Source organism: Actinoallomurus acanthiterrae (genome assembly GCF_054775715.1).
The window spans coordinates 6365243-6384852 of sequence record NZ_BAAHCO010000001.1 but is presented as its reverse complement, the minus strand read 5'-3'; the positions used below and the strand labels follow the sequence as shown (position 1 = coordinate 6384852).

Annotated in this window: 20 protein-coding genes; 16 read left to right on the top strand and 4 right to left on the bottom strand. The window is 69.1% G+C overall.

Annotated elements, in window-relative coordinates; all coding sequences use genetic code 11:
* The first annotated feature begins 3 nt into the window (after nucleotides 1-3).
* On the top strand, nucleotides 4-1497 hold the full coding sequence (locus ACYVF7_RS30310) for a CoA-acylating methylmalonate-semialdehyde dehydrogenase (RefSeq protein WP_460347464.1): 1494 nt from the start codon (nucleotides 4-6) through the stop codon (nucleotides 1495-1497).
* Nucleotides 1498-1553: 56 nt separating this feature from the next.
* Here the strand turns inward: ACYVF7_RS30310 and ACYVF7_RS30305 are convergent, their stop codons facing one another.
* The gene (locus ACYVF7_RS30305) at nucleotides 1554-1952 is read right to left on the bottom strand and encodes a HEAT repeat domain-containing protein (RefSeq protein WP_460347462.1); all 399 of its coding nucleotides are present in this window, start codon (nucleotides 1950-1952) and stop codon (nucleotides 1554-1556) included.
* Between the two features lie 18 nt (nucleotides 1953-1970).
* On the opposite strand from ACYVF7_RS30305, the gene ACYVF7_RS30300 reads away from it, so the two are divergent.
* From ACYVF7_RS30300 to ACYVF7_RS30290, 3 genes are all read left to right on the top strand, one after another.
* Nucleotides 1971-2471, top strand: a complete 501-nt coding sequence (locus ACYVF7_RS30300) for a hypothetical protein (protein WP_460347460.1) — start codon at nucleotides 1971-1973, stop codon at nucleotides 2469-2471.
* Between the two features lie 207 nt (nucleotides 2472-2678).
* Entirely contained in the window at nucleotides 2679-3440 is a 762-nt protein-coding gene (locus tag ACYVF7_RS30295; RefSeq protein ID WP_460347458.1) for an IclR family transcriptional regulator, read from the top strand.
* Entirely contained in the window at nucleotides 3427-4041 is a 615-nt protein-coding gene (locus ACYVF7_RS30290) for a bifunctional 4-hydroxy-2-oxoglutarate aldolase/2-dehydro-3-deoxy-phosphogluconate aldolase (protein WP_460347456.1), read from the top strand. Before ACYVF7_RS30295 ends, ACYVF7_RS30290 begins: the two co-directional genes overlap by 14 nt.
* Before the next feature lie 19 nt (nucleotides 4042-4060).
* On the opposite strand, the gene ACYVF7_RS30285 is transcribed toward ACYVF7_RS30290, so the two are convergent.
* Both ACYVF7_RS30285 and ligA read right to left on the bottom strand, forming a co-directional pair.
* Entirely contained in the window at nucleotides 4061-6202 is a 2142-nt protein-coding gene (locus ACYVF7_RS30285) for a glycoside hydrolase family 3 C-terminal domain-containing protein (RefSeq protein WP_460347454.1), read from the bottom strand.
* A 437-nt stretch (nucleotides 6203-6639) separates the two neighbouring features.
* On the bottom strand, nucleotides 6640-8631 hold the full coding sequence (gene ligA / locus ACYVF7_RS30280; RefSeq protein ID WP_460347452.1) for an NAD-dependent DNA ligase LigA: 1992 nt from the start codon (nucleotides 8629-8631) through the stop codon (nucleotides 6640-6642).
* 124 nt (nucleotides 8632-8755) lie between these two features.
* Here ligA and ACYVF7_RS30275 point away from each other — a divergent pair, with 124 nt between their 5' ends.
* From ACYVF7_RS30275 to ACYVF7_RS30265, 3 genes are all read left to right on the top strand, one after another.
* Nucleotides 8756-8881: a hypothetical protein gene (locus ACYVF7_RS30275; protein ID WP_460347450.1), complete on the top strand. Its 126-nt coding sequence runs from the start codon at nucleotides 8756-8758 to the stop codon at nucleotides 8879-8881.
* A 268-nt stretch (nucleotides 8882-9149) separates the two neighbouring features.
* The gene (locus tag ACYVF7_RS30270) at nucleotides 9150-10235 is read left to right on the top strand and encodes a hypothetical protein (RefSeq protein ID WP_460347448.1); all 1086 of its coding nucleotides are present in this window, start codon (nucleotides 9150-9152) and stop codon (nucleotides 10233-10235) included.
* A gap of 26 nt (nucleotides 10236-10261) precedes the next feature.
* The gene (locus ACYVF7_RS30265) at nucleotides 10262-10690 is read left to right on the top strand and encodes a hypothetical protein (protein WP_460347446.1); all 429 of its coding nucleotides are present in this window, start codon (nucleotides 10262-10264) and stop codon (nucleotides 10688-10690) included.
* A gap of 138 nt (nucleotides 10691-10828) precedes the next feature.
* Here the strand turns inward: ACYVF7_RS30265 and ACYVF7_RS30260 are convergent, their stop codons facing one another.
* Nucleotides 10829-11506, bottom strand: a complete 678-nt coding sequence (locus tag ACYVF7_RS30260; RefSeq protein WP_460347444.1) for a pentapeptide repeat-containing protein — start codon at nucleotides 11504-11506, stop codon at nucleotides 10829-10831.
* A gap of 205 nt (nucleotides 11507-11711) precedes the next feature.
* Here ACYVF7_RS30260 and ACYVF7_RS30255 point away from each other — a divergent pair, with 205 nt between their 5' ends.
* The 9 genes from ACYVF7_RS30255 to ACYVF7_RS30215 all read left to right on the top strand — a co-directional run bounded on the left by ACYVF7_RS30255 (nucleotide 11712) and on the right by ACYVF7_RS30215 (nucleotide 19529).
* Complete coding sequence (locus ACYVF7_RS30255; RefSeq protein ID WP_460347442.1) at nucleotides 11712-12401, top strand: GNAT family N-acetyltransferase; 690 nt, start codon at nucleotides 11712-11714, stop codon at nucleotides 12399-12401.
* Between the two features lie 170 nt (nucleotides 12402-12571).
* Nucleotides 12572-13114 (top strand): TlpA disulfide reductase family protein, encoded by a 543-nt coding sequence (locus tag ACYVF7_RS30250; RefSeq protein WP_460347440.1) that lies wholly within the window; start codon nucleotides 12572-12574, stop codon nucleotides 13112-13114.
* Nucleotides 13115-13268: 154 nt separating this feature from the next.
* A complete protein-coding gene (locus ACYVF7_RS30245) occupies nucleotides 13269-13811 on the top strand; it encodes a MauE/DoxX family redox-associated membrane protein (protein ID WP_460347438.1) in 543 nt (180 codons plus the stop codon).
* Nucleotides 13812-13836: 25 nt separating this feature from the next.
* The gene (locus ACYVF7_RS30240) at nucleotides 13837-14088 is read left to right on the top strand and encodes a hypothetical protein (protein ID WP_460347436.1); all 252 of its coding nucleotides are present in this window, start codon (nucleotides 13837-13839) and stop codon (nucleotides 14086-14088) included.
* 41 nt (nucleotides 14089-14129) lie between these two features.
* Nucleotides 14130-14408, top strand: a complete 279-nt coding sequence (locus ACYVF7_RS30235; RefSeq protein WP_460347434.1) for a hypothetical protein — start codon at nucleotides 14130-14132, stop codon at nucleotides 14406-14408.
* Nucleotides 14405-15859 carry an ATP-binding cassette domain-containing protein gene (locus ACYVF7_RS30230; protein WP_460347432.1) on the top strand — a complete coding sequence of 485 codons (1455 nt, stop codon included), beginning with the start codon at nucleotides 14405-14407 and terminating at the stop codon, nucleotides 15857-15859. The genes ACYVF7_RS30235 and ACYVF7_RS30230 overlap by 4 nt, the downstream gene beginning before the upstream one ends.
* A gap of 271 nt (nucleotides 15860-16130) precedes the next feature.
* A complete protein-coding gene (locus ACYVF7_RS30225; RefSeq protein WP_460347430.1) occupies nucleotides 16131-16754 on the top strand; it encodes a TetR/AcrR family transcriptional regulator in 624 nt (207 codons plus the stop codon).
* Nucleotides 16755-16873: 119 nt separating this feature from the next.
* Nucleotides 16874-18697, top strand: coding sequence for a flavin-containing monooxygenase (locus tag ACYVF7_RS30220; RefSeq protein ID WP_460347428.1), 1824 nt, complete (start codon nucleotides 16874-16876; stop codon nucleotides 18695-18697).
* 64 nt (nucleotides 18698-18761) lie between these two features.
* Nucleotides 18762-19529: an SDR family NAD(P)-dependent oxidoreductase gene (locus ACYVF7_RS30215; protein WP_460347426.1), complete on the top strand. Its 768-nt coding sequence runs from the start codon at nucleotides 18762-18764 to the stop codon at nucleotides 19527-19529.
* Nucleotides 19530-19610 lie beyond the last annotated feature (81 nt).

Genomic DNA, 19610 nt, shown 5'->3' with positions numbered 1-19610 from the left:
GGCGTGAAGACCATCGAACACTGGATCAACGGCGCCGCCACCCCGGCGAACTCGACCCGTACGGCGCCCGTCTACGACCCGGGCACCGGAGCCCGCCAGGCCGACGTGCTGCTGGCCGACACGGCCGATGTGGACTCCGCGGTCGCGGCCGCGAGCAAGGCCTTCGTGGCGTGGGGCGACTCGTCGCTGTCCCAGCGCGTCAAGGTCATGTTCGCCTTCCGCGAGCTGCTGGTGAAGCACGAGGACGAGCTCGCGCGCATCATCTCCAGCGAGCACGGCAAGGTCGTCGACGACGCCCGCGGCGAGATCGTACGGGGCCGCGAGATCGTGGAGTACGCCTGCGGGATCGCCGACGCGCTCAAGGGCGACTTCTCCGACCAGGTGTCGCGCGGCGTGGACGTGCACAACTTCCGGCAGCCGCTCGGCGTGTGCGCCGGCATCACGCCGTTCAACTTCCCGATCATGGTGCCGCTGTGGATGCACCCGATCGCGATCGCCACCGGCAACACGTTCGTGCTCAAGCCCAGCGAACGCGACCCGTCCGCGTCCGCGCTCGTGGCCGAGCTGTACGCCGAGGCCGGGCTGCCCGACGGCGTGTTCAACGTCGTCAACGGCGACAAGGCCGCGGTGGACGCGATCCTCGACCACCCGGACATCGAGGCGGTGTCGTTCGTCGGGTCCACCCCGATCGCGAAGTACGTGCACGAGCGCGCCACCGCGAGCGGCAAGCGGGTGCAGGCGCTCGGCGGCGCGAAGAACCACGCCGTCGTGCTGCCCGACGCCGACCTGGAGTACGCCGCCAACCACCTCACCGCCGCCGCCTTCGGCTCGGCGGGCCAGCGCTGCATGGCCGTGTCCGTCGGCGTCGCGGTCGGCTCGGCAGGCGACGCGCTCGTCGAGGTCCTGGCGCGCAAGGCCCGCGAGGTCAAGGTCGGCCCCGGCTCCGACGCGAGCAATGACATGGGACCGCTGGTCACCGACGCGGCCCGGCAGCGGGTCGTCGCCGCGGTCGGGACCGGCGCCGAGCAGGGCGCCACCGTGGTGGTCGACGGCCGGGACCTCACCGTCGACGGGCACGAGGACGGCTTCTTCGCCGGCCCGTCCCTGCTCGACCACGTCACCACGGACATGGCGGCCTACACCGAGGAGATCTTCGGCCCCGTCCTCTCGATCGTGCGCGCCGGCACCCTCGACGAGGCCATCGAGATCATCAACGCCAACCCCTACGGCAACGGCACCGCGCTGTTCACCTCCAGCGGTGAGGCGGCACGCCGGTTCCAGCGCCGGGTCAGGGTCGGCATGATCGGCGTCAACGTGCCCATCCCGGTGCCGATGTCGTACTACTCCTTCGGCGGCTGGAAGGACTCGCTGATCGGCGACAGCCCGATCCACGGGGCCGAGGGCGTGCGCTTCTACACCCGCCCGAAGGTCGTCACCACGCGCTGGCCCGAGACGGACAGCCACACGGCGGCGTTCAACTTCCCCACCTCGAACTGAGGTCGTCTCGGACGAGTGGTGCGGAACGCCGAAGGCGTTCCGCACCACCGGTCGGCTCACTCCGCGTCGGCGACGTTTCCGAGAACGCGTGCGGCGCGTTCGCGGACCGCGGCGTCGGTGAGAACAGAAATCGCCGCCCGCCGGACGGCGGGACTCACGTCGGCCAGAAGCGGGCGCACCGCGTTGAAGACCACGGTGGCGTCGGTGTCCTGCTGCGCCCGCAACGCTCGCACCGCCTGCAGCCGTACCGTGGGGTCGGTGTCGCGCAGCGCGGGCACGATCTCCGATGTGGCGCCTCGGCTGCATCCGGTGGCCGGCGCCCACATCGCGGCGGCGCGGACGCGCGCCGGTCGCGGCGGTGCGGCGGCCGCCCCGAGATTCGCGCTCTGCAGTGCCGAGGGGCGCTGATGCTGCAGCACCCGCGCCAGCACCCCTGTCGTCCGCGCGGCCCACACCGCCTCCTCGACATCGGAGTGACCCAGAGAATCGCTCGGCCGCTCGAAGTCGTCTCGCTCATGAGCCCCGCCCGCACACCCCTTCGTTCCGAGCCGACGAGTTTCGTCGGCCGCCGCGACGAGCTGGCCGAAGTCAGGAAACGGTTGACGGTCGCGCGTCTGGTCACCCTGGCCGGGCCGGGCGGTGTGGGCAAGACCCGCCTCGCGGCCGACCTCGGACGAGGTTTCCCGGACGGCGTCTGGCTGGTCGAGCTCGCCGAGCTGCACGATCCGGCGCTGGTCGGCAACGCCGTCATGGCCGCCCTCGACCTTCGCGACCAGGCCGCGCTCGAGGCGGCGGCCCTGATCCGGTCGTATCTCACGGACAAGGCGCTGCATGCCGAGTCGGCCGCTCACCCATGGGCGTACTTCGCCCGGGGATTCCTCGCCGTCCTGCAGGGCGACCCGGAGGCCGCTCTGCCGGCACTCGAACGCGGCGGGGAGGCCGAGCCGTTGACATGTTACCGCGATGCGATCTAGCTTTTGCATATGGTGCAAAACCATTGCAATATATGCAACGCAGTGTCGGTGTGAGGCCGGGATCGATGCGAGCGGTGACATGGGCCGGCCCGGATCGCCTCGAAGCGCGGGAAGTGCCGGCGGCCCGGCAGGTCGTACGGATGCTCGACGACCGAACGCCGTACCCCGGTGCGGACGCCGTGCTCTCAACCGAAGGGGCGATCACCCATGTCGCAGACCGTAGCTCGTGCGATTGACATCATCGGCTTCGTCTCTCGTCAGGGTCGCTCACTCGGGGAGATCGCCGACCGTCTCGGCGTGCACAAGTCGACCGCGTTGCGGCTGCTGCAGACGCTCGAAGAGCACGACTTCGTCCGGCGCCTGCCCGGAGGCATCTACGGCATGGGGTTCCAGCTCATAGCGCTCGGTCAGATGGCACTCGACCAGGTCGAGGCCCGTTCCCTGGCGCACCCCGTTCTCCAGGAGCTGAGCGAGCGATACGGGCACACCGTTCACCTCGGGGAGCTCGTCGGGGACCAGGTCGTCTACGTCGACAAGATCGACGGACGCGGAACGGTCGCGATGGGTTCCCGCATCGGCCTGCCGGCGCTCACCCACACCGCCGGAGTCGCCAAGGTCATCATCGCCTACCAGGACGACGAGACCCGGGGCCGCATCCTCGACGACGCCACCTTCGAACGCTTCACGCCGACGACCATCACCAACCGGACCGAACTCGAAAAGGAGCTCGATCTGATCCGCTCCAGAGGATGGGCGGAAGACCGCGGTGAGCACGAGGACTACATCAACTGCGTCGCCCTCCCCGTCTTCGACGCTCGGGGAAAGGTCACCCACGGAATATCCATCACCGCGCTGAGCGCCGTCGCTCCACTGGAGCAACTCCGCAAGCACCTGAACGAATTCCGCGCCGCCGGAAACGAAGTGTCCAAAAGGCTCGGCTGGAAAGGAGACGGCAATGACCAGCGCTGAGTTCTTCCAACATCATCTCGACCGCAACCCGATCCTAGGGATCTTTCGTAACCTCAGCCCGGACGAGACCGTCGATATGTGCGAACAGGCCTGGCGGTTCGGTGTCGAACTGGTCGAGATCCCGGTCCAGACGTCCGACGCGTTGCCCGCACTCCGGGCGGCGCTCGCCGCGGCGCGACAACACGGCAAACCCGTCGGCGCGGGCACCGTGACGACGGTCGACCAACTGACCGCGGTCCGCGACATGGGCGTCGCGTTCACGGTCGCTCCCGGCCTGCACCCCGCCGTCGTCATGGAATCCCGCCGAACCGGACTTCCGCACCTTCCTGGTGTGGCGACCGCCACCGAGATCGCCGCTGCCCTGGAGCATGAGCTCACCTGGCTGAAGGCGTTTCCGGCCCGGCAACTCGGTGCCGGCTGGATCGTCGCCCAACAGGCCCCTTTCCCCACCGCCCGCTTCGTCGCCACCGGCGGGATCGATGCTTCCAACGCGCCGGATTTCATCGCCGCCGGCTGCCGTGGAGTCGCCGTCGGGTCGGCGTTGGCGGATCCGGACGCGCTTCCTCTTCTCCGTGACGCCATACGCGCATCCGACCGCTGATCACTGATTCTCACCCGGGTCAGGAGCGCGCGGCGCCGGCGACGTGGACCGTGGCGCGAAGTGGCAGGTCGCGGGAGGAGTCGCCGACCGCGACCTGGTACGAGCCAGGAACGGTCGTCCAGGCGTGTGCGGCCGTGTCCCAGACCGAGAAGGCCCGTCGGTCGAGGGTGAACGTCAGCCGCCGCGTCTGGCCCGGCCGCAGGGACACCTTCTGGAAGCCCTTCAACTGGCGGGGCGGTTCGCCGGCGACGGCCGGATCGCTCACGTACACCTGCGCCACGTCGGTGCCGGCCCGGCGCCCGGTGTTGGTGACGTCCACCTGGACCGTGACCCTGCCGTCACGCGCTGGCACCGGGCTGACGTGCAGCCGCCCGTACCTGAAGGTGGTGTAGGACAGGCCGAAGCCGAACGGGAACAGCGGCGTGATGTTCTGGCCGTCGTACCAGCGGTAGCCGATCTGCAGGCCTTCGGAGTACGTCGCCGTGCCGCCGACGCCGGGCCACCGCTCCGGCGTGTGCGCCGGGGTGTCCGCGTCGGCGCGAGGGAAGGTCACCGGAAGCTTGCCGGACGGGTTGACGTCCCCGAACAGGACGGCGCTCACCGCGTTGCCGTCCTCTTCTCCCGGATACCACGCCTCGACGACGGCGGGCACCTTGTCCAGCCACGGCATGAGCACCGGCGCGCCGCTCTTCACGACGACGACGGTGTGCGGGTTGGCCGCCGCCACCCCCGCGACGAGCCGATCCTGGTCGCCGGACAGGGACAGGCCGGTTCGGTCCTGTCCCTCCTTCTCGTCGTCGCCCACCATGACGATCGCGACGTCCGCCGACCGGGCGAGCGTCGCGGCGGCCGTCACGTCGGAGCCGTCGGAGTACGAGACGGTCGAACCGGACGGCAGCCGGTTCTTGATCCCGGTGACCGGGTCGACCGTGTAGAGGGGCAGCACCTGTGAACTGCCGCCGCCACCGGTACGCGCCGCGCCGGCGTACGGCCCGATCACCGCGACCGACCGGGTCCGGGCGGGGGCGAGCGGGAGCTGCGCACCGGAGTTCTTGAGCAGTACGGTGCCCTGCTCGGCGATGCTCCGGGCGATGGCGCCGTCCTGCTGCGCGGGGATGGGCGCCGGCGTGAGCGGCCGGTCGAAGAGACCAGCCCGGATCATGACCGTGTACCGCCGTGCGATCATCCGGTCGATCACCGACTCCTTGATCTGGCCCGACTCGACGGCCTGGCGCATCGCGGTGTCGAAGTACGTGCCGGTCGCCATCTCCAGGTCCTCACCGGCGAGCGCGGACGGCACCGTGCTGTGCGTCGCGCCGAAGTCGGACTGCACGAACCCGTTGAAACCCCACTGCCCGCGCAGCACGGTGTCCAGCAGGTAGGGGTTCTCGCACGCGTAGGAGCCGTTCACCTTCGGGTACGCGCACATGACCGATCCGACATGTCCCTCCTTCACTGATGCTTCGAAGGCGGGCAGGTAGAGCTCCTGCAGGGTCCGCTCGTCAACGCGCTCGTCGACGGTCAGCCGGTCGGTCTCCTGGTTGTTGGCCGCGAAGTGCTTGACCTCGGCGATGACGCCCTTCCGCTGGATGGCGCGGATGTTCGCGACCGCCAGCCGCCCGGCGAGGTACGGGTCCTCGCCGTACGTTTCGAAGGTCCGGCCGTTCTGCGGGACGCGCGTCAGGTTGATGTCGGGTGCCTCGATCAGGCCGTGCGCCAGGTCGCGGGTCTCGTTCGCCTGCACCGTCCCGTACACCTCGGCGAGGCGGGTGTCGAAGGTCGCCGCGAGGCCGATCGGCGCGGGCAGCGCGGTGGCGGGCTTGTACGGACGGTCGTCGCTGTGGCCGATGCCGGCCGGACCGTTCGTGATCCGCAGGGGCGGGATGCCGAGCCGGGGGACGCCGGGGACATAACGGAGGTGCTCGGCGTCCTGGATGCCGTGCAACTGCGAGATCTTCTCGTCCAGCGTCAGCTGGGCGACGAGCCGCGCCGCCCGTTGCTCAGGAGGGAGGGCCGCGGTGGCCCGCGCCGCCTGCCGTCCGGGAACCGTACCCGGGGACAGACGCGCCGCCGTTGCCGCTCCCGGCGTCGCGACGAGGGACGCGATCAACGCCGTCAGGCCGGCCAGGCCGCCGGCGGCCCGGAGAGTTCGAATGCCCATTACGCCCACCCTCACCGTACGGAAACGCCGTTGAGAGCGTGCAAAGGTTTTCCTGTCCTGTCAAGACCGCTCATCGGCCGGCAGGGCGGCCCCGCTCCTCGACCTCGGTGGGGAGCGGGGCGTATTCGTCAGCTCAGCAGCACGATGAGCAGCTCGCGGAGCGACCACCACAGACAGATGGCACAGCCCATGATCGGAGCGCCGTGCAGGCGTAAAGCCCGGAGGAGCCGACGGGGGCGCGACGGCCGCGAGCGCGGCCTGAAGGCCTCTGGCGGAGGCGGCCAGCCGTTGCCGTAGTCCATCCAGTAGCCATCGTCCATCGTCGACCCTTTCAGCCCTCTGCGGAAAGGACGCGCCACGGCGAGCTGCGGATGACGATGCGGAGGCGCGAGCTGGGGCCGCCGGTTTTAGCGGCGTGCGGGAAGGACGGAGCGGCTCTAGAGCACGCCGGCCTCGGCCAGCCACTGCCACAGCTCGTCCTGCCGGACGATCGTGACGCCGAGCTTCTCGGCCTTGGCGGTCTTGGCGGCTCCGACGTTGTCGCCGGCGAGCAGGTAGTCGGTGTTGGCCGAGACCGACGAGGCGGTCGTCGCCGCCGCCTGCTCGACCAGGCGCGTGACGTCCGGGCGACTGATCTTCGCGCCCGAGCGCGGGTCGGTGAACGCACCGGTGATCACGGCCGACCTGCCCTTCAGCGGCGAGTCGCCCGCGGCGGCCGCGTCGAGTGGCCGGTCCTCGTCCAGCACGTCGAGGTCGACGCCGCGCTCACGCAGCCTGGCGATCTCCTCCTTGACCTCCGTGCGGGCGAAGAACGCGACGACGCTCGCGGCGACTCTCGGGCCGATGTCGCGGATCGCCACCAGGTCCTCGGCCGTCGCCGCGGCGACGTCCTCGATACGCTCGTAGCCGGCCAGGCACAGGCGCTTGGCCGTGCCCTCCGAAGCCATCGGGATCGCCAGGCCGATCAGCGCGCGCCGCAGCCCCATGCCCCTCGAGGACGCGATCGAGTCGACCATGTTCTTGGCGCTGACCTCGCCCATCCGCTCGTAGCCGAGCAGCTGCTCAGCCGTCAGGTCATAGAAGTCGCTACGGCGCTTGAGCACGCCGTCCTCGGCGAGCTTCTCGATCCAGACGTCGCCGACGCCCTCCATGTCGGCGGCCTGCCGCGAGGCCCAGTGCATCAGTCGGCGCGTCGCCTGCGCCGGGCACTGCAGGTTCACGCACCAGCGCTCCTCGCCGGTGCCGCGGACCTCCAGCTCGGAACCGCACGACGGGCAGTGCGCCGGCGGGATGATCTCGACCTCGGTGCCGTCGCGCTCCTCGGGCAGCGAGCGGCCCGCGAACGGGATCACGTCGCCGCGCCGTACGACGGCCACCATGTCCCCGATCCGCAGGTCGCGCTCACGGATCAGCCTGGGGTTGTGGAGGGTGACGTTCTCCACGGTCACGCCGCCGACGAACACCGGCGCGACCCTCGCGCGCGGCGGAACCCGGCCGATCTTGCCCACCGGCCACTCCACCGACAGCAGCCTCGTCAGCTTCTCCTCTGGCGGGTACTTGAACGCGATCGCCCCGCGCGGCTCGGCGCTGTTGAAGCCCGCGGCGTCGAACGCCGCCGGCGTATGCAACCGGATGACCGCGCCGTCGATGTCGTAGTCCAGCCCGTCGCGGCGGTCGCCGATCTCCTCGATCGCCGCCAGCACCTCCTCGACGCTCGCGCAGACGTACTGGGCGACCGGCTCGAAGCCCGCCGGGATCTCCAGCGCGGCGCCGTCACGGTCGGCACCGAACGCGAAGAACCGCAGCAGCCGTTGGGCGGCCGCGGCCGCCGCGGGGTCCTTCAGCACCAGCGTCCCGGCCGCGCCCGACCGCGGGTTGGTCAGCGTACGGTCCGGGTGTGCCTCGTTGTAGGCGGCCCACACCGACCGCAGCATCACCGCCTCACCGCGGACCTCCACACGCCCCGGCACGTCGATCTCGACCGGCAGACCGGGAATCACGTACCGCACCTTCTCGGTCACCAGCTCACCGACCGTGCCCGTGCCGCGCGTGGCGACATGGTCCAGGCTCCCGTCGAGGTAGACCACGCTGAGCGAGAGTCCGTCGAGCTTCTCCGACACACGGAACACCTGGCCGCCGAAGCGCTCGCAGAAGGTGCGGATCTGTTCCTCACCCGTTGCCTTCGCCAATGAGAGCATCGGACGCGCGTGCCGCACCGTCGGGCCGGTCAGCTCCGCGGGCGCGTTGACCTTGCCGAGCGGGCTGTCGGCCGGCTCCAGCTCCGGGTGCTCGGCGACGAGCGCCGCCAGCTCGTCCTTCAACGCGTCGTAGTCGGCGTCTGGCAGCGGGCTGTCGCCGGTGCCGTAATACAGGTCGTTCAGCCGCTTGACCTCAGCGGTCAGCTCAGCAATGCGCTCACCTATGTCCACGCCCTCGATTAAACGGCAAGCCACCGACATCCACGCCCTGCAGAGCCCGCTGGATGCTCGGCACGGATGGGAAGACGCGCCCCCCTGGGAACGCCCGTCGCCCGATCCCCCCGGGTGACTCGCGTTGCTCGACGTCGAGGGCCTGGGCGAAAAGATCATCGACCAGCTCCTCGAGCTCGACCGGATGGGGGAGGTGAGCACCGACAAGCTGCTGGCCGCGATCGACGGTGCCCGCCCGCCAAGCCGTTGAACAAGGTGCTCTGCGCGCTGGGCGTGCGCGTTGACCAGCCGGGTGAAGATCGCTAACGTCCGGTTCGCGTATTGCCCGCTCCGAATCATCGGCGCCATGACGGCAATGCCGAACTGGGATATTTCATCGACCTAGCGGCGCGAATCACATATCGACTGAACGGGAGCACGACATCAAGGGATCATCTTATATAGACCTGAAAAAGCGTCGGCGTCTTCCGCTCGCCCGTGCGATGACTCGAGGTTCTCTCTCCGCTGTCGCAGCTCTCGTGTTCATCGCGTCCATCCTCGTCGCCGATGTCACTGTCGGTGCCGAATCCCGTACTCGGACGACGGCCGCGGGCGTCTCGGCCATCGATGCGCGGCCCAACGATGGCTCCGGATACTGGCCGGACTTCTCCAACACGGGCTATGTCAACACTCCGGCCGACGCCGGCGGCCTGGGCTTGGGTGCGTATCCAGGCCACCTTACCGACTATGCGTCGGGCATGAGTGCCGACAAACCACTGACGCTCAGCTACCCGGACAACAGCGTTATCTCCTTCAAGCACTTTTTGGCTGCCAAGGTAAATATCTACGGCGACAATCTCACCTTCGTCGGCTGCTTGTTCGAGGGCACCGACCCCAACGATAATCTTGTACAGATATACTCCGACAACAACATCAAGTTCCTGTACTCGACGTTCAAGCCCAACTCCTACTCGATGCCGCCTGGTAACGATGGCACCGTCTCGTCGTCGCATTCCAAGCCTGGCACGCCTTTCGACAAGTCCTGGCAGTTGTCCACGACGATGAAGGAAGCCGTTGCCGTCATGGACCACAATGACATCTGGGGTAACGCGGGTTTGGAGATGGTCACGGGCTTCCCGGGGCGTCCATCGACCTGGACCAACAACTACATTCACGATATGGCCGATACGTCGCACGACGTGTATCACCATGACGGTATAGGGCCGCAGAGCGAAGGTGATGGCGGCCCCATGATCGTCGACCACAACACCCTGGCCTCTCTGGGCAACACCAACGCCCTGGCCCTGCAGGGCAGCGGTGTCTATGATCATATTTCAGTTACGAACAACTATGTTTCCGGCTGGGGTTATGCCGTGCATATCGGCGACGTCGACAACGCCACCAACATCACCGTCACCGGAAACATCTTCTCGGCCGAGCTCGAGCAGGTGTACGGCTTCTTGTACGGCAACATCTGGGGCGGGTCGGCTCGAGGCTCCACCTGGCGTGGCAACCTCATCCAAGCTCGTTCCGGCGACGGCGACCACACCTATTCGACGGCCGACAACGGCAGATATCTTTGGCCGACCGGCGCTGCAAGCCATACCACCGACTACACGGGATGAGTCAGAGTGGATCGAGGCGCGCGGTGGTGGTCTCTTTGATCACCATGGCGCGCAGTGCCGATCATCAGGACAGGGCGGACGCGGGTCGCGCCCTGGCCGTCTTCGCCGACCTGCGGCAGGCTCGTGAACCGCTCGTTGCGCTTGTGCTCGACACTCACGACACGTTCGTGACCTGGGCGACGGCGGTCGCCTTGCTTCGCCGGCAGGACAAGGCCGGGTATGCCGTGATCTCGCGGGCGCTCGCCGTCGCCGACGACAACACGTCCGACTGGATCCACACGGCGATTCAGGAGGTCTTCGCTGTGTACGGCCGTGAACGGGACGCCGCCGTACGAGAGTGTCACGCTCTGCTCGACGATGCCGACGGACAGGTCAGGACGGGGGCGCGTCTGCTCACGACCGCGCTGAACGCTCTCTCCCCCGTCCTGCTTCCGCTGGAACCAGAAGCGACCTGACCAGACCGGCTCCAGCAGCCTCAGTACGCAGGTGCCGATGCCCGCATCTCGGCAAAGGCCCACCCGTGGACGCGGTCGGTCCACAGGCGGTGCCGAGCGCCGACAGTGCCGTACGCGTCACCGGCAGCCGGGGCCCGTCTAGTCTTCCTCGATCTTGATGCCGAACGCGGAGGCCAGGGCCCACACGAGGCTCTGCGCGTCGGCGGCCGACACGGTGGCACCGCGAAGGCCCTCGACGCCGCCAACGCCTGAAAGATCGCAATCGCTGAACCGGGCGTCGATGATCTTCGCTTGGGAGAATTGTGTGCCGGTCAGGCGGCAGTTCTCGAACACGACCCCGTTGAGGGTGGCGGCCTGGAAGCTGGCCTCTGTCAGGTCGCAGCCGCGGAAGGTCACATCACGTAGTGTCGACATCCGGAACCGGGCGAGGTTGGCGCGGCAGTCGGTGAACACGACATCGCGCATGCCGCAGCCGATCCACGCCAGCCCTGTGAGCCTGGAGTTCGCCAACTGGGTGGTGAACATCCGCCCATCGGTGATCTGCATGTTGGCCAGATCACAGCGGATCATCTCGACATCCTCGAGCCGGGCCCGCGGAAGAATCACACCAGGAAACTGAGCATTGGTGAACCGGCACCGATTCACCTCGACATCCTCCGCCTGTATCCCGGTCCAGCCGCTGCCGTGAAGCTCCAGGGACAACAGCACCTGGTCGTCTCCGATCGGCTGCTCGGCGACGGCGATGCGCGTCAGTTGGCGCGGGAGTCTGGGGGCAGTCGGCTTGCGAAACCGAGTCGCACCACGGGAATTCGGCATTGCCCGAGCGTATCGGCGAGCATCGCCTCGGATGCGGACTGTCTCTTGATCCATCGACACACGGCCGTGGCCGTAGTTCTGGACTCCGCCGGCGGCGAGTCGCCGGCCCTGAGGGCTGCCGGTCCATCGCCGCTCCCGCGGGGACCTGGTGCGGGCCCGTACGGAATCCTGGTAGGCCCCGTACGAGACGAGAGGCGCGAGCACGATGGAGGACCGCGACGTCGTCGCACTCGACGACCCGGTGGGCGAATCACTCCGCGGCCACCACGCACATCTCGCCCGCCGCTTCGGCCGGGCCGCCACCTACCTGCCGGAAGTCGCGACCTTCTCCGCGGTGACCGCCGACCCGGATCCGGGGGAGTGGGCCGACCTCGCTCGGCTGCTCGGTCCAGGCGAGTTCGCCGACATGTTCAGCTGCCCGGCGATCCCGCCGTCGGACTGGGAGCCGGTCTTCGTCCTCGAAGGCCGCCAGATGGTCTGGCCCGGCAGCATTCCCCCCGGTGCCGAGGCCGGTGTGATCGAACTGGGCGCGGACAGCGTGCCCGAGATGCTCGACCTCGTCGCGCGGGCCGAACCGGGGCCGTTCTGGCCCCGCACCCATGAACTCGGCACCTATCTCGGCGTCCGCGACAACGGCACGTTGGTGGCGATGGCGGGCGAACGGCTCCGGCCACCGGGATGGACCGAGATCAGCGCCGTCTGCACGGCTCCCGAGGCACGCGGGCGAGGCCACGCCGCCCGCCTGGTCCGTGCGCTCGTCGCGCGCATCGTGGCTCGCGACGAACGTCCCTTCCTGCACGTGGCCGAGACGAACACCGGCGCGATCGCCCTCTACGAGCGGCTCGGTTTCGAGACCCGGAAGCACGTCACCTTTCGGGGGTTCCGTACGCCGTGACGGCCTCGGGCACCGGGATGCGTGTGGTCGGGTGGTCTGGCTGTCATCGCCGGAACCAGGGATTAAGCGCCGTTGCATATCCGGCATTGCGGCAAGATCTCTTTTAGACGATCATGGGCGCGTGGCCGCGGCCTACCGGTTCCCGTAGGTTCTGGGAGAGGACGCATGTCGTGATATTCGCTGTAGTGGGGCTGGTGCTGGTCGGCGTCGTCGCTGTGCTGAACCTGGCGATCCTGCTGATCATGCTCCGTCGGTGGCGAGAGCTGGATGCCGCAGGCGGCTTTCCCACTACCGGAGCCGTCTCCAACGTTCGGATGGGTCGGATTCCGAACTTCTCGGCCCGTGCCCTCGACGGCACCGCCGTGACGGAGCGGACGCTGCTCGGGAAGGAGACCCTGGTCGGGTTCTTCTCCCTCACGTGCAAGGTCTGCGTCGAGGCCGTGCCCGTCTTCGCCGAGCACGCCGAGCGGCTGCGGGCCGGCGGTGGGACCTCCCTGGCGATCGTCCACGGAGACGACTCGGCCGACAGCGAGCTGGCCGCGACGCTCAGCGACGTGATGGACATCGTGATCGCCGAGGACGCGAAGGCCGAGCTGTCGCAGCGGTACGGAGCCAAGCACTACCCGACCTACGCCTGGTACGGCCCCAACGGCATGGTGACCTCGGCGGGCGTGGGCCTCTCCGCCCTGCGCACCGAACTGGCCGCCCCTTAGCGCGCCGAAGCGCCACCCACCATGCTCCGCGGGCCTCGTCCGCCGCGTTCGACCCTTTCTCGGCCGCACCTGGCCCGTGCGTGGAAACAGTTCACCCCCACAAAGGAGGAACAAGCGGCCGCGCGCTCACGCACCACCTCTTCCAGGAGCTTCCTTGCTGTACGTATCGCTCGCCTGCCGCCTCACCCTGGTGGCGGTGATGACGCTGGCGGCGGTGGCCAAGCTGCGCTCACCAAGTGTCTTCGCCGCCTCCCTGAAAGATTTCGACTTCATCCCCGCGCGGCTGCGCCGCCCGCTGGCCGCGGCTGTCCCGGCCGCCGAGCTGCTCATCGCGCTGCTGCTGGCCCTGCCCGCCACGGTCACCGCCGGTTTCCTCGCCGCCGCACTGTTCTGCTGCGGCCTGACGGCCGTACCGACCCTCGTCGTGGCCCGCGGGAAGAAGGTGAAGTGCGCCTGCTTCGGCGCTAGCGAAGTGCCAATGAGCGGCTGGCACATCGCCCGCAACGCGGTGCTGCTGGCGGCGGCGATCCTGGGCTCGTTCGTGGCGATATCTCGCGGCGACGGCGTTCCCGGCCAGGTACCAGGAATCGCGCTGGCCGTAGTCTCGGCGGGCGTGCTCACCGCATTGGTCGTCTTCGTCGATGACATCGCCGCGCTTTTCCAGTCCCCGGCCGCGGCCGGGGACCTCGGCCGGTGAGGCGCCGGAGCCGGAAAGGACATCCGTGAAGTACCTCGTCGCAGGGCTCGTTCTGGTCGCGGTGGTAACCGCGCTGAACCTCGTGCTGACCGTGGCCGTGGTGCGTCGCCGGCGTGCCCGTATGAGCGCTCCGCCAGCCGCCCAGCACCACCGCCACGACCACGTCGACAGGAACCCGGACCTGGGCATCGCGCCCGGAGACCGGATGCCCGAGTTCACCGCGACCACCGCCGACGGCGCGACCGTCAACAGGGACGAGCTGGCCGGCCGGCGCTGATCGCCTTCCTGTCGCTGGACTGCTCGGGCTGCGACGACAGCGTGCCGGAGTTCGCCGAGCACGCGCGCCGGGTGCGGGACGCGGGGGGTCGGGTACTGGCCACGGTGGTCGGTGTCGACGCGGCCGGCAGCGAACTGGCCGCCCGGCTCGTCGGCATCGCGGACCATGTGGTGCCCGAATTCCTCGACGCGCCCGTCGGCACTGCCTTCGGGGTTCGCTTCTACCCCGGGTCCGCCCGCTACGGTCCTGACGGGGTCGCCACCGCCGCCAGCGTCGGCCTGCAGGGGCTGGGCGAGACCGCGCGGCCTTCAGCGCCATGAGCGGCGACGATGACGTGACGGAGTCCGGCGTCTCCGTCGTCCGCAGTATGAAGGCGGCCTACGCACTCGCCTGGCAGGCCAGCCCCGGCATGCCGTTCCTCCAACTCGTCATGGCGGTGATCGATGGCACGGCGCCGGTGGCCACCGCCTGGCTGACCAAGGTCGCGCTCGACGAGCTCACCGCCTCCCACCCCCGAACCGGGGCGCTGGTGTGGATGGCGGCCGGCATCGGTGCCCTGGGCATCGCGATGGCCACCACCTCGGCCGTCACCACCTATGCACAGGGGCGTGCCCGGCGCGCCATCGGGCTGCTCTCACAGGACCGGCTGTTCGGCGCGGTCAACCGGATGAACGGGCTGGCACGCCTGGAGGAACCGCGCTTCCATGACCGGCTGCGGCTGGCCCAGCAGTCCGCCGAAAGTGCCCCGGACCGGCTGGTCCACATGGGCCTGTCCACCTTGCAGGGGACCCTGGGCATCGCCGGCTTCCTGGGCACCCTGATGGCGATCAACCCGATCATGGCGGGCGCCGCGCTGGCGGCCGCCGTACCCGCGATGATCGCCCATCTGACGCTCAGCCGGCGGCGGGCGGGGCTGCTGTGGCGAACCAGCCCCGGCGTGCGGCGGAAGATTTTCTACCAGATGCTGCTGACGGACCTGCAGGCCGCCAAAGAGGTCCGCCTGTTCGGGCTGGGGGCTTCCTGCACGGCCGGATGCTCACCGAACTGCGCGCGGCCAACGACGCCGAGGACCGGCTGGAGCGGAGCGTCGTGCGCGTCCAGGTCTTCCTCGCCGCCCTCGGGGCGCTACTGGCGGCCGGGGGACTGCTGTGGGCCGTGCACGCCGCGGCCACCAAGACGATCAGCATCGGCGATGTCTCGGTCTTCATCGGCGGCCGGAGTCCAGTCCGGGCTCAGCACTCTGGTGCAGAGCATCGCCACGGGACATCAGTTCGCTCTGGTATTCCACCACTACCTGACGGTGGTCGGGACCGGGGACGACCTGGCCGGGCCCGCACAGCCCCGGGAACTCGCCCCGCTGGTCCACGCCATCGAACTGCGCGATGTGTGGTTCCGCTACGGCGAGGACGCCCCGTGGGTTCTGCGCGGGCTGAACCTCACCATCCCGTACGGCACCAGCCTGGCCGTGGTCGGGCTCAACGGCGCAGGCAAGAGCACACTCGTCAAGCTGCTCTGCCGGTTCTACGATCCGCAGCGCGGCGCCGTGCTGTGGGACGGGGTGGACATCCGCGACGTTCCGGTGGCGCAGCTGCGTCAGCGGATCGGGGCGGTGTTCCAGGACTACATGGACTACGACCTCACGGCGGCCGAGAACATCGGACCCGGGACCTGGAGGCGATCGACGACCAGGACCGGGTCCGGGCCGCCGCCGAGCGTGCCGGGGTCCACGAGATCGTCGAGTGGCTGCCGGCCGGCTATCAGACGATGCTGAGCAGGCTGTTCCACACAGGGGACGAGGAGGACGACAAGGAGGAGGCCGCGCGGACGAGCGGCATCCACCTCTCCGGCGGACAGTGGCAGCGCCTGGCGCTGGGCAGATCTGGTTGCTCTGGCGGTACGTGCTTGCGACGCCTTGAATGAACCGATTCGATGGTTCAGGAACGCCGATGAGAACGGCCTGCCGGGCGCCGGCGCCCTGACACGGCGGCACCCGGCCGAGCCGAGGAGCAGGACGGGCACCGCCCTGAAGTACGGTCTGGCGAGTGACCAACCAGCGAAAACGGCGCGGCCCGTATCGCAAGAGCGCGGAACGACGGGAACAGATTCTCCAGGCTGCCTATGAGGCCATCGACGAGCACGGAGAACGGGCCTCCCTGCAGGACATCGCCGACCGGGTCGGGGTCACGCAGCCGGCGCTGACGTATTACTTCCCCACGCGCGACGACCTGCTCCTCGCGGTTCTGGAGCGGCGGGACGTGCTGGGCAAGGCGTTCGCCGATCCAACGGGGGAGGGGCAGACCTTGATCGACGGCATGGTGGCGGGCACGCGTCACATCACCGACCACCCGGGGCTGGCCAAGCTGTACGTCACGCTCTCGGCGGCGGCCACCGATCCGGAGAGCCCCGCGCACGGCTACTTCGCCGAGCGCTACCGGAACCTCGCAACCGAGGTCACGCGGGACCTGGAGGAGCTGCAGCGGACCGGAATCATCCGAGCCGACGAGCCGGCCGACCACCTTGCCAGGGCGGTGCTGGCGATGCTGGACGGCCTGCAGATCCAGTGGATGCACGACCCCACGGTGGACATCGCCGCGATCGCCGTGACGTTCACGCGGATGCTGGCGCCTACGGCCGGTTCCGGGCAGGAGGAGAAGCCGACCGACTGATCGGTCGCAACCCGATGTCGGCGGTCGACGCCTCGGGGCTCGAATTTTTTGAGTGATAGATTTTTGATCTCCGATGCTTCGCGGCCACCTGGAACGAACCAGAGAGGACAAGGACACGCATGTCCGCCCCCCGTGCCTCCCGCTCCACGGACCCCGACCTCGATTTCGACCCCGACGCCCTGCGGACCAAGTACCGCGCCGAACGCGACCGTCGCATCCGCCCCGACGGAAACGCCCAATACCGGGGTACCGGCGGCGAGTTCGGCTACTACGCCGAAGACCCCTACGCGGACCCGACGTACACGCGAGAGCCGCTGCACGACCGGGTCGAGGCGCTGATCGTCGGCGGCGGGTTCGGTGGCCTGCTCGCCGCCGCCCGACTGCGGCAGGCGGGCGTGGAGTCGATCCGGGTGATCGACGAAGGTGGGGACTTCGGCGGCACCTGGTACTGGAACCGCTACCCGGGAATCCACTGCGACATCGAGTCGTACATCTACCTGCCGCTGCTGGAGGAGGTCGGCTACGTCCCCAGGTGGCGGTACGCGCCGGGGGAGGAGATCCGGCAGCACGCACAGGCCATCGCCCGGCATTTCAGCCTCTACGACGACGCCTGTTTCCAGACCCGGGCGACCGAACTCCGGTGGGACGACGCCGAGTCGGAGTGGACCGTCTCCACCGACCGCGGCGATCGCATGCGGGCCCGCTACGTGATCGTCGCCACCGGAACGCTCAGCCAGGCCAAACTCCCTGGCATCCGCGGCATCGAGACTTTCCAGGGACATACCTTCCACACCAGCCGCTGGGACTACGGCTACACCGGAGGCGACGCGAACGGCGGCCTGCACAAGCTGGCCGACAAGCGCGTCGCCCTGATCGGCACCGGCGCGACCGCCATCCAGGTCGTGCCCCACCTGGGACGGGACGCGAAGCACCTGTACGTGTTCCAGCGCACGCCCTCCTCCGTCGACGTACGGGACAACGGCCCCACCGACCCGGACTGGGCAGGCTCACTGAAGCCCGGCTGGCAGCGGCAGCGTATGGAGAACTTCCTGAAGGTCGTCACCGGCATCCGGACGGACGAGGACCTGGTGAGCGACGCCTGGACCAGCAGCGCTCGCCTCCAGGAGAAGCTCGTCCCGACCAACGCGTACGCGGACGTTCCGGCCGAGGAGCGCGAACGCGCCTACGAACTCGCCGACTTCCAGAAGATGAACGAGATCCGCGCCCGGGTCGACGCCATCGTTCAGCACCCGGACACGGCGGAGAAGCTCAAGCCTTGGTACCGCTACATGTGCAAGCGGCCCACGTTCAGCGACGACTACCTGCAGACCTTCAACCGACCCGACGTCACCCTCGTCGACACCGCCGACACGCACGGCGTCGAGCGGATCACCGAGAACGCCGTCGTGGTCGGCGACCGGGCGTACGAGGTCGACTGCATCATCTTCGCGACCGGCTTCGAGGCGGGCATCTCCGGGATCCTCTCCGGACGACTGCCCGTGTACGGACGGCACGGCGTCCACCTGTTCCAGGCCTGGTCGCAGGGGCCCAGAACGCTCCACGGGTTCTACACCCATGGATTCCCCAACCTCTTCCAACTCGGCCCGACGCAGAGCGCGACCGCCGTGAACTTCGTCCACGTCCTCGACGAGCAGGCCACCCACGTCGCCGAGGTGGTCGCGCAGGCCCGGGCGCGCCGGGCCCGGTACGTCGAGCCGAGCCCCGAGGCCCAGGACGACTGGCTGGCCACACTTCGGAAGAACGCGCCCGACCTGTACAAGTTCCAGGCCGAGTGCACCCCCGGCTACTACAACAACGAGGGCATGCCCCGGGAGCGGAGGGAGGCATACGCCGACGGGCCGGTGGCCTTCCACGAACTGCTCCGGCGCTGGCGTGCGGACGGCGGCATGGACGAGGTGCTCGTCGCGGAGGAACGGGCGTGACCACCACGTACACCAGCGGCTTCGGCGAGAACCGCAGGAAGTTCACACAGAGAAGGCGCGTCACATGATCGGTATGGGGCTCGAAGGTCGCGGTGTCGTCGTCACCGGCGCCGCGTCCGGAATCGGCAGGGCCACGGCCCTGAGGTTCGCGCAGGAAGGTGCGAAGGTACTGGTCGCGGACCTCGATCGGACGGGCGCCGAGGAGACCGTCAAGGAGATCGAGGCCACCGGGGGAGACGCCCTCGCGGTCGTCGGTGACCTGAGCGACCAGCAGGTCGTGGACACGGTCGTCGAGCGGACCATGGAGGCCTTCGGCCGCTTGGACGTCCTGGTGAACAACGCCGGGATCATGGACCGCATGTCCGCGCTCGGCGAGACCGACGACGCCGAGTGGGAGCGGGTCATCCGGATCAATCTGACGGCGCCGTTCCTGCTGACCCGTGCCGTCCTGCCGCACATGCTGGCCGCCGGACACGGCTCGATCGTCTTCACCGCCTCCGAGGCCGGTCTGCGCGGCGGCGCGGCGGGCGCCGCCTACACCGCTTCCAAGCACGGCATCGTCGGCCTGGTGAAGAACCTGGCCGTCATGTACCGGGGACAGGGCATCCGCGCCAACGCCGTCGCCCCCGGTCCCACCGCGACCAACATACGCGTGGACGCCGGTGCGGAAGCCCACGGACCCACCGTCATCGGCGGGTTGATCGGCGCCGGCATCGGCCGACTTGGTTCGGCGGAGGAGCAGGCCGCCGCCATCGTCTTCCTGGCCTCCGACGCCGCGTCCTTTGTCAACGGCGCCGTCCTCCCCGTCGACGACGGCTGGGCCGCCGTCTGACAACATCCGGCCACCCTCCAGGAGGCTCGTGTTGTAAGGAGCTACGCCTTCCGCGCGGACGCCTCGGCGGGGGCCCCGTGC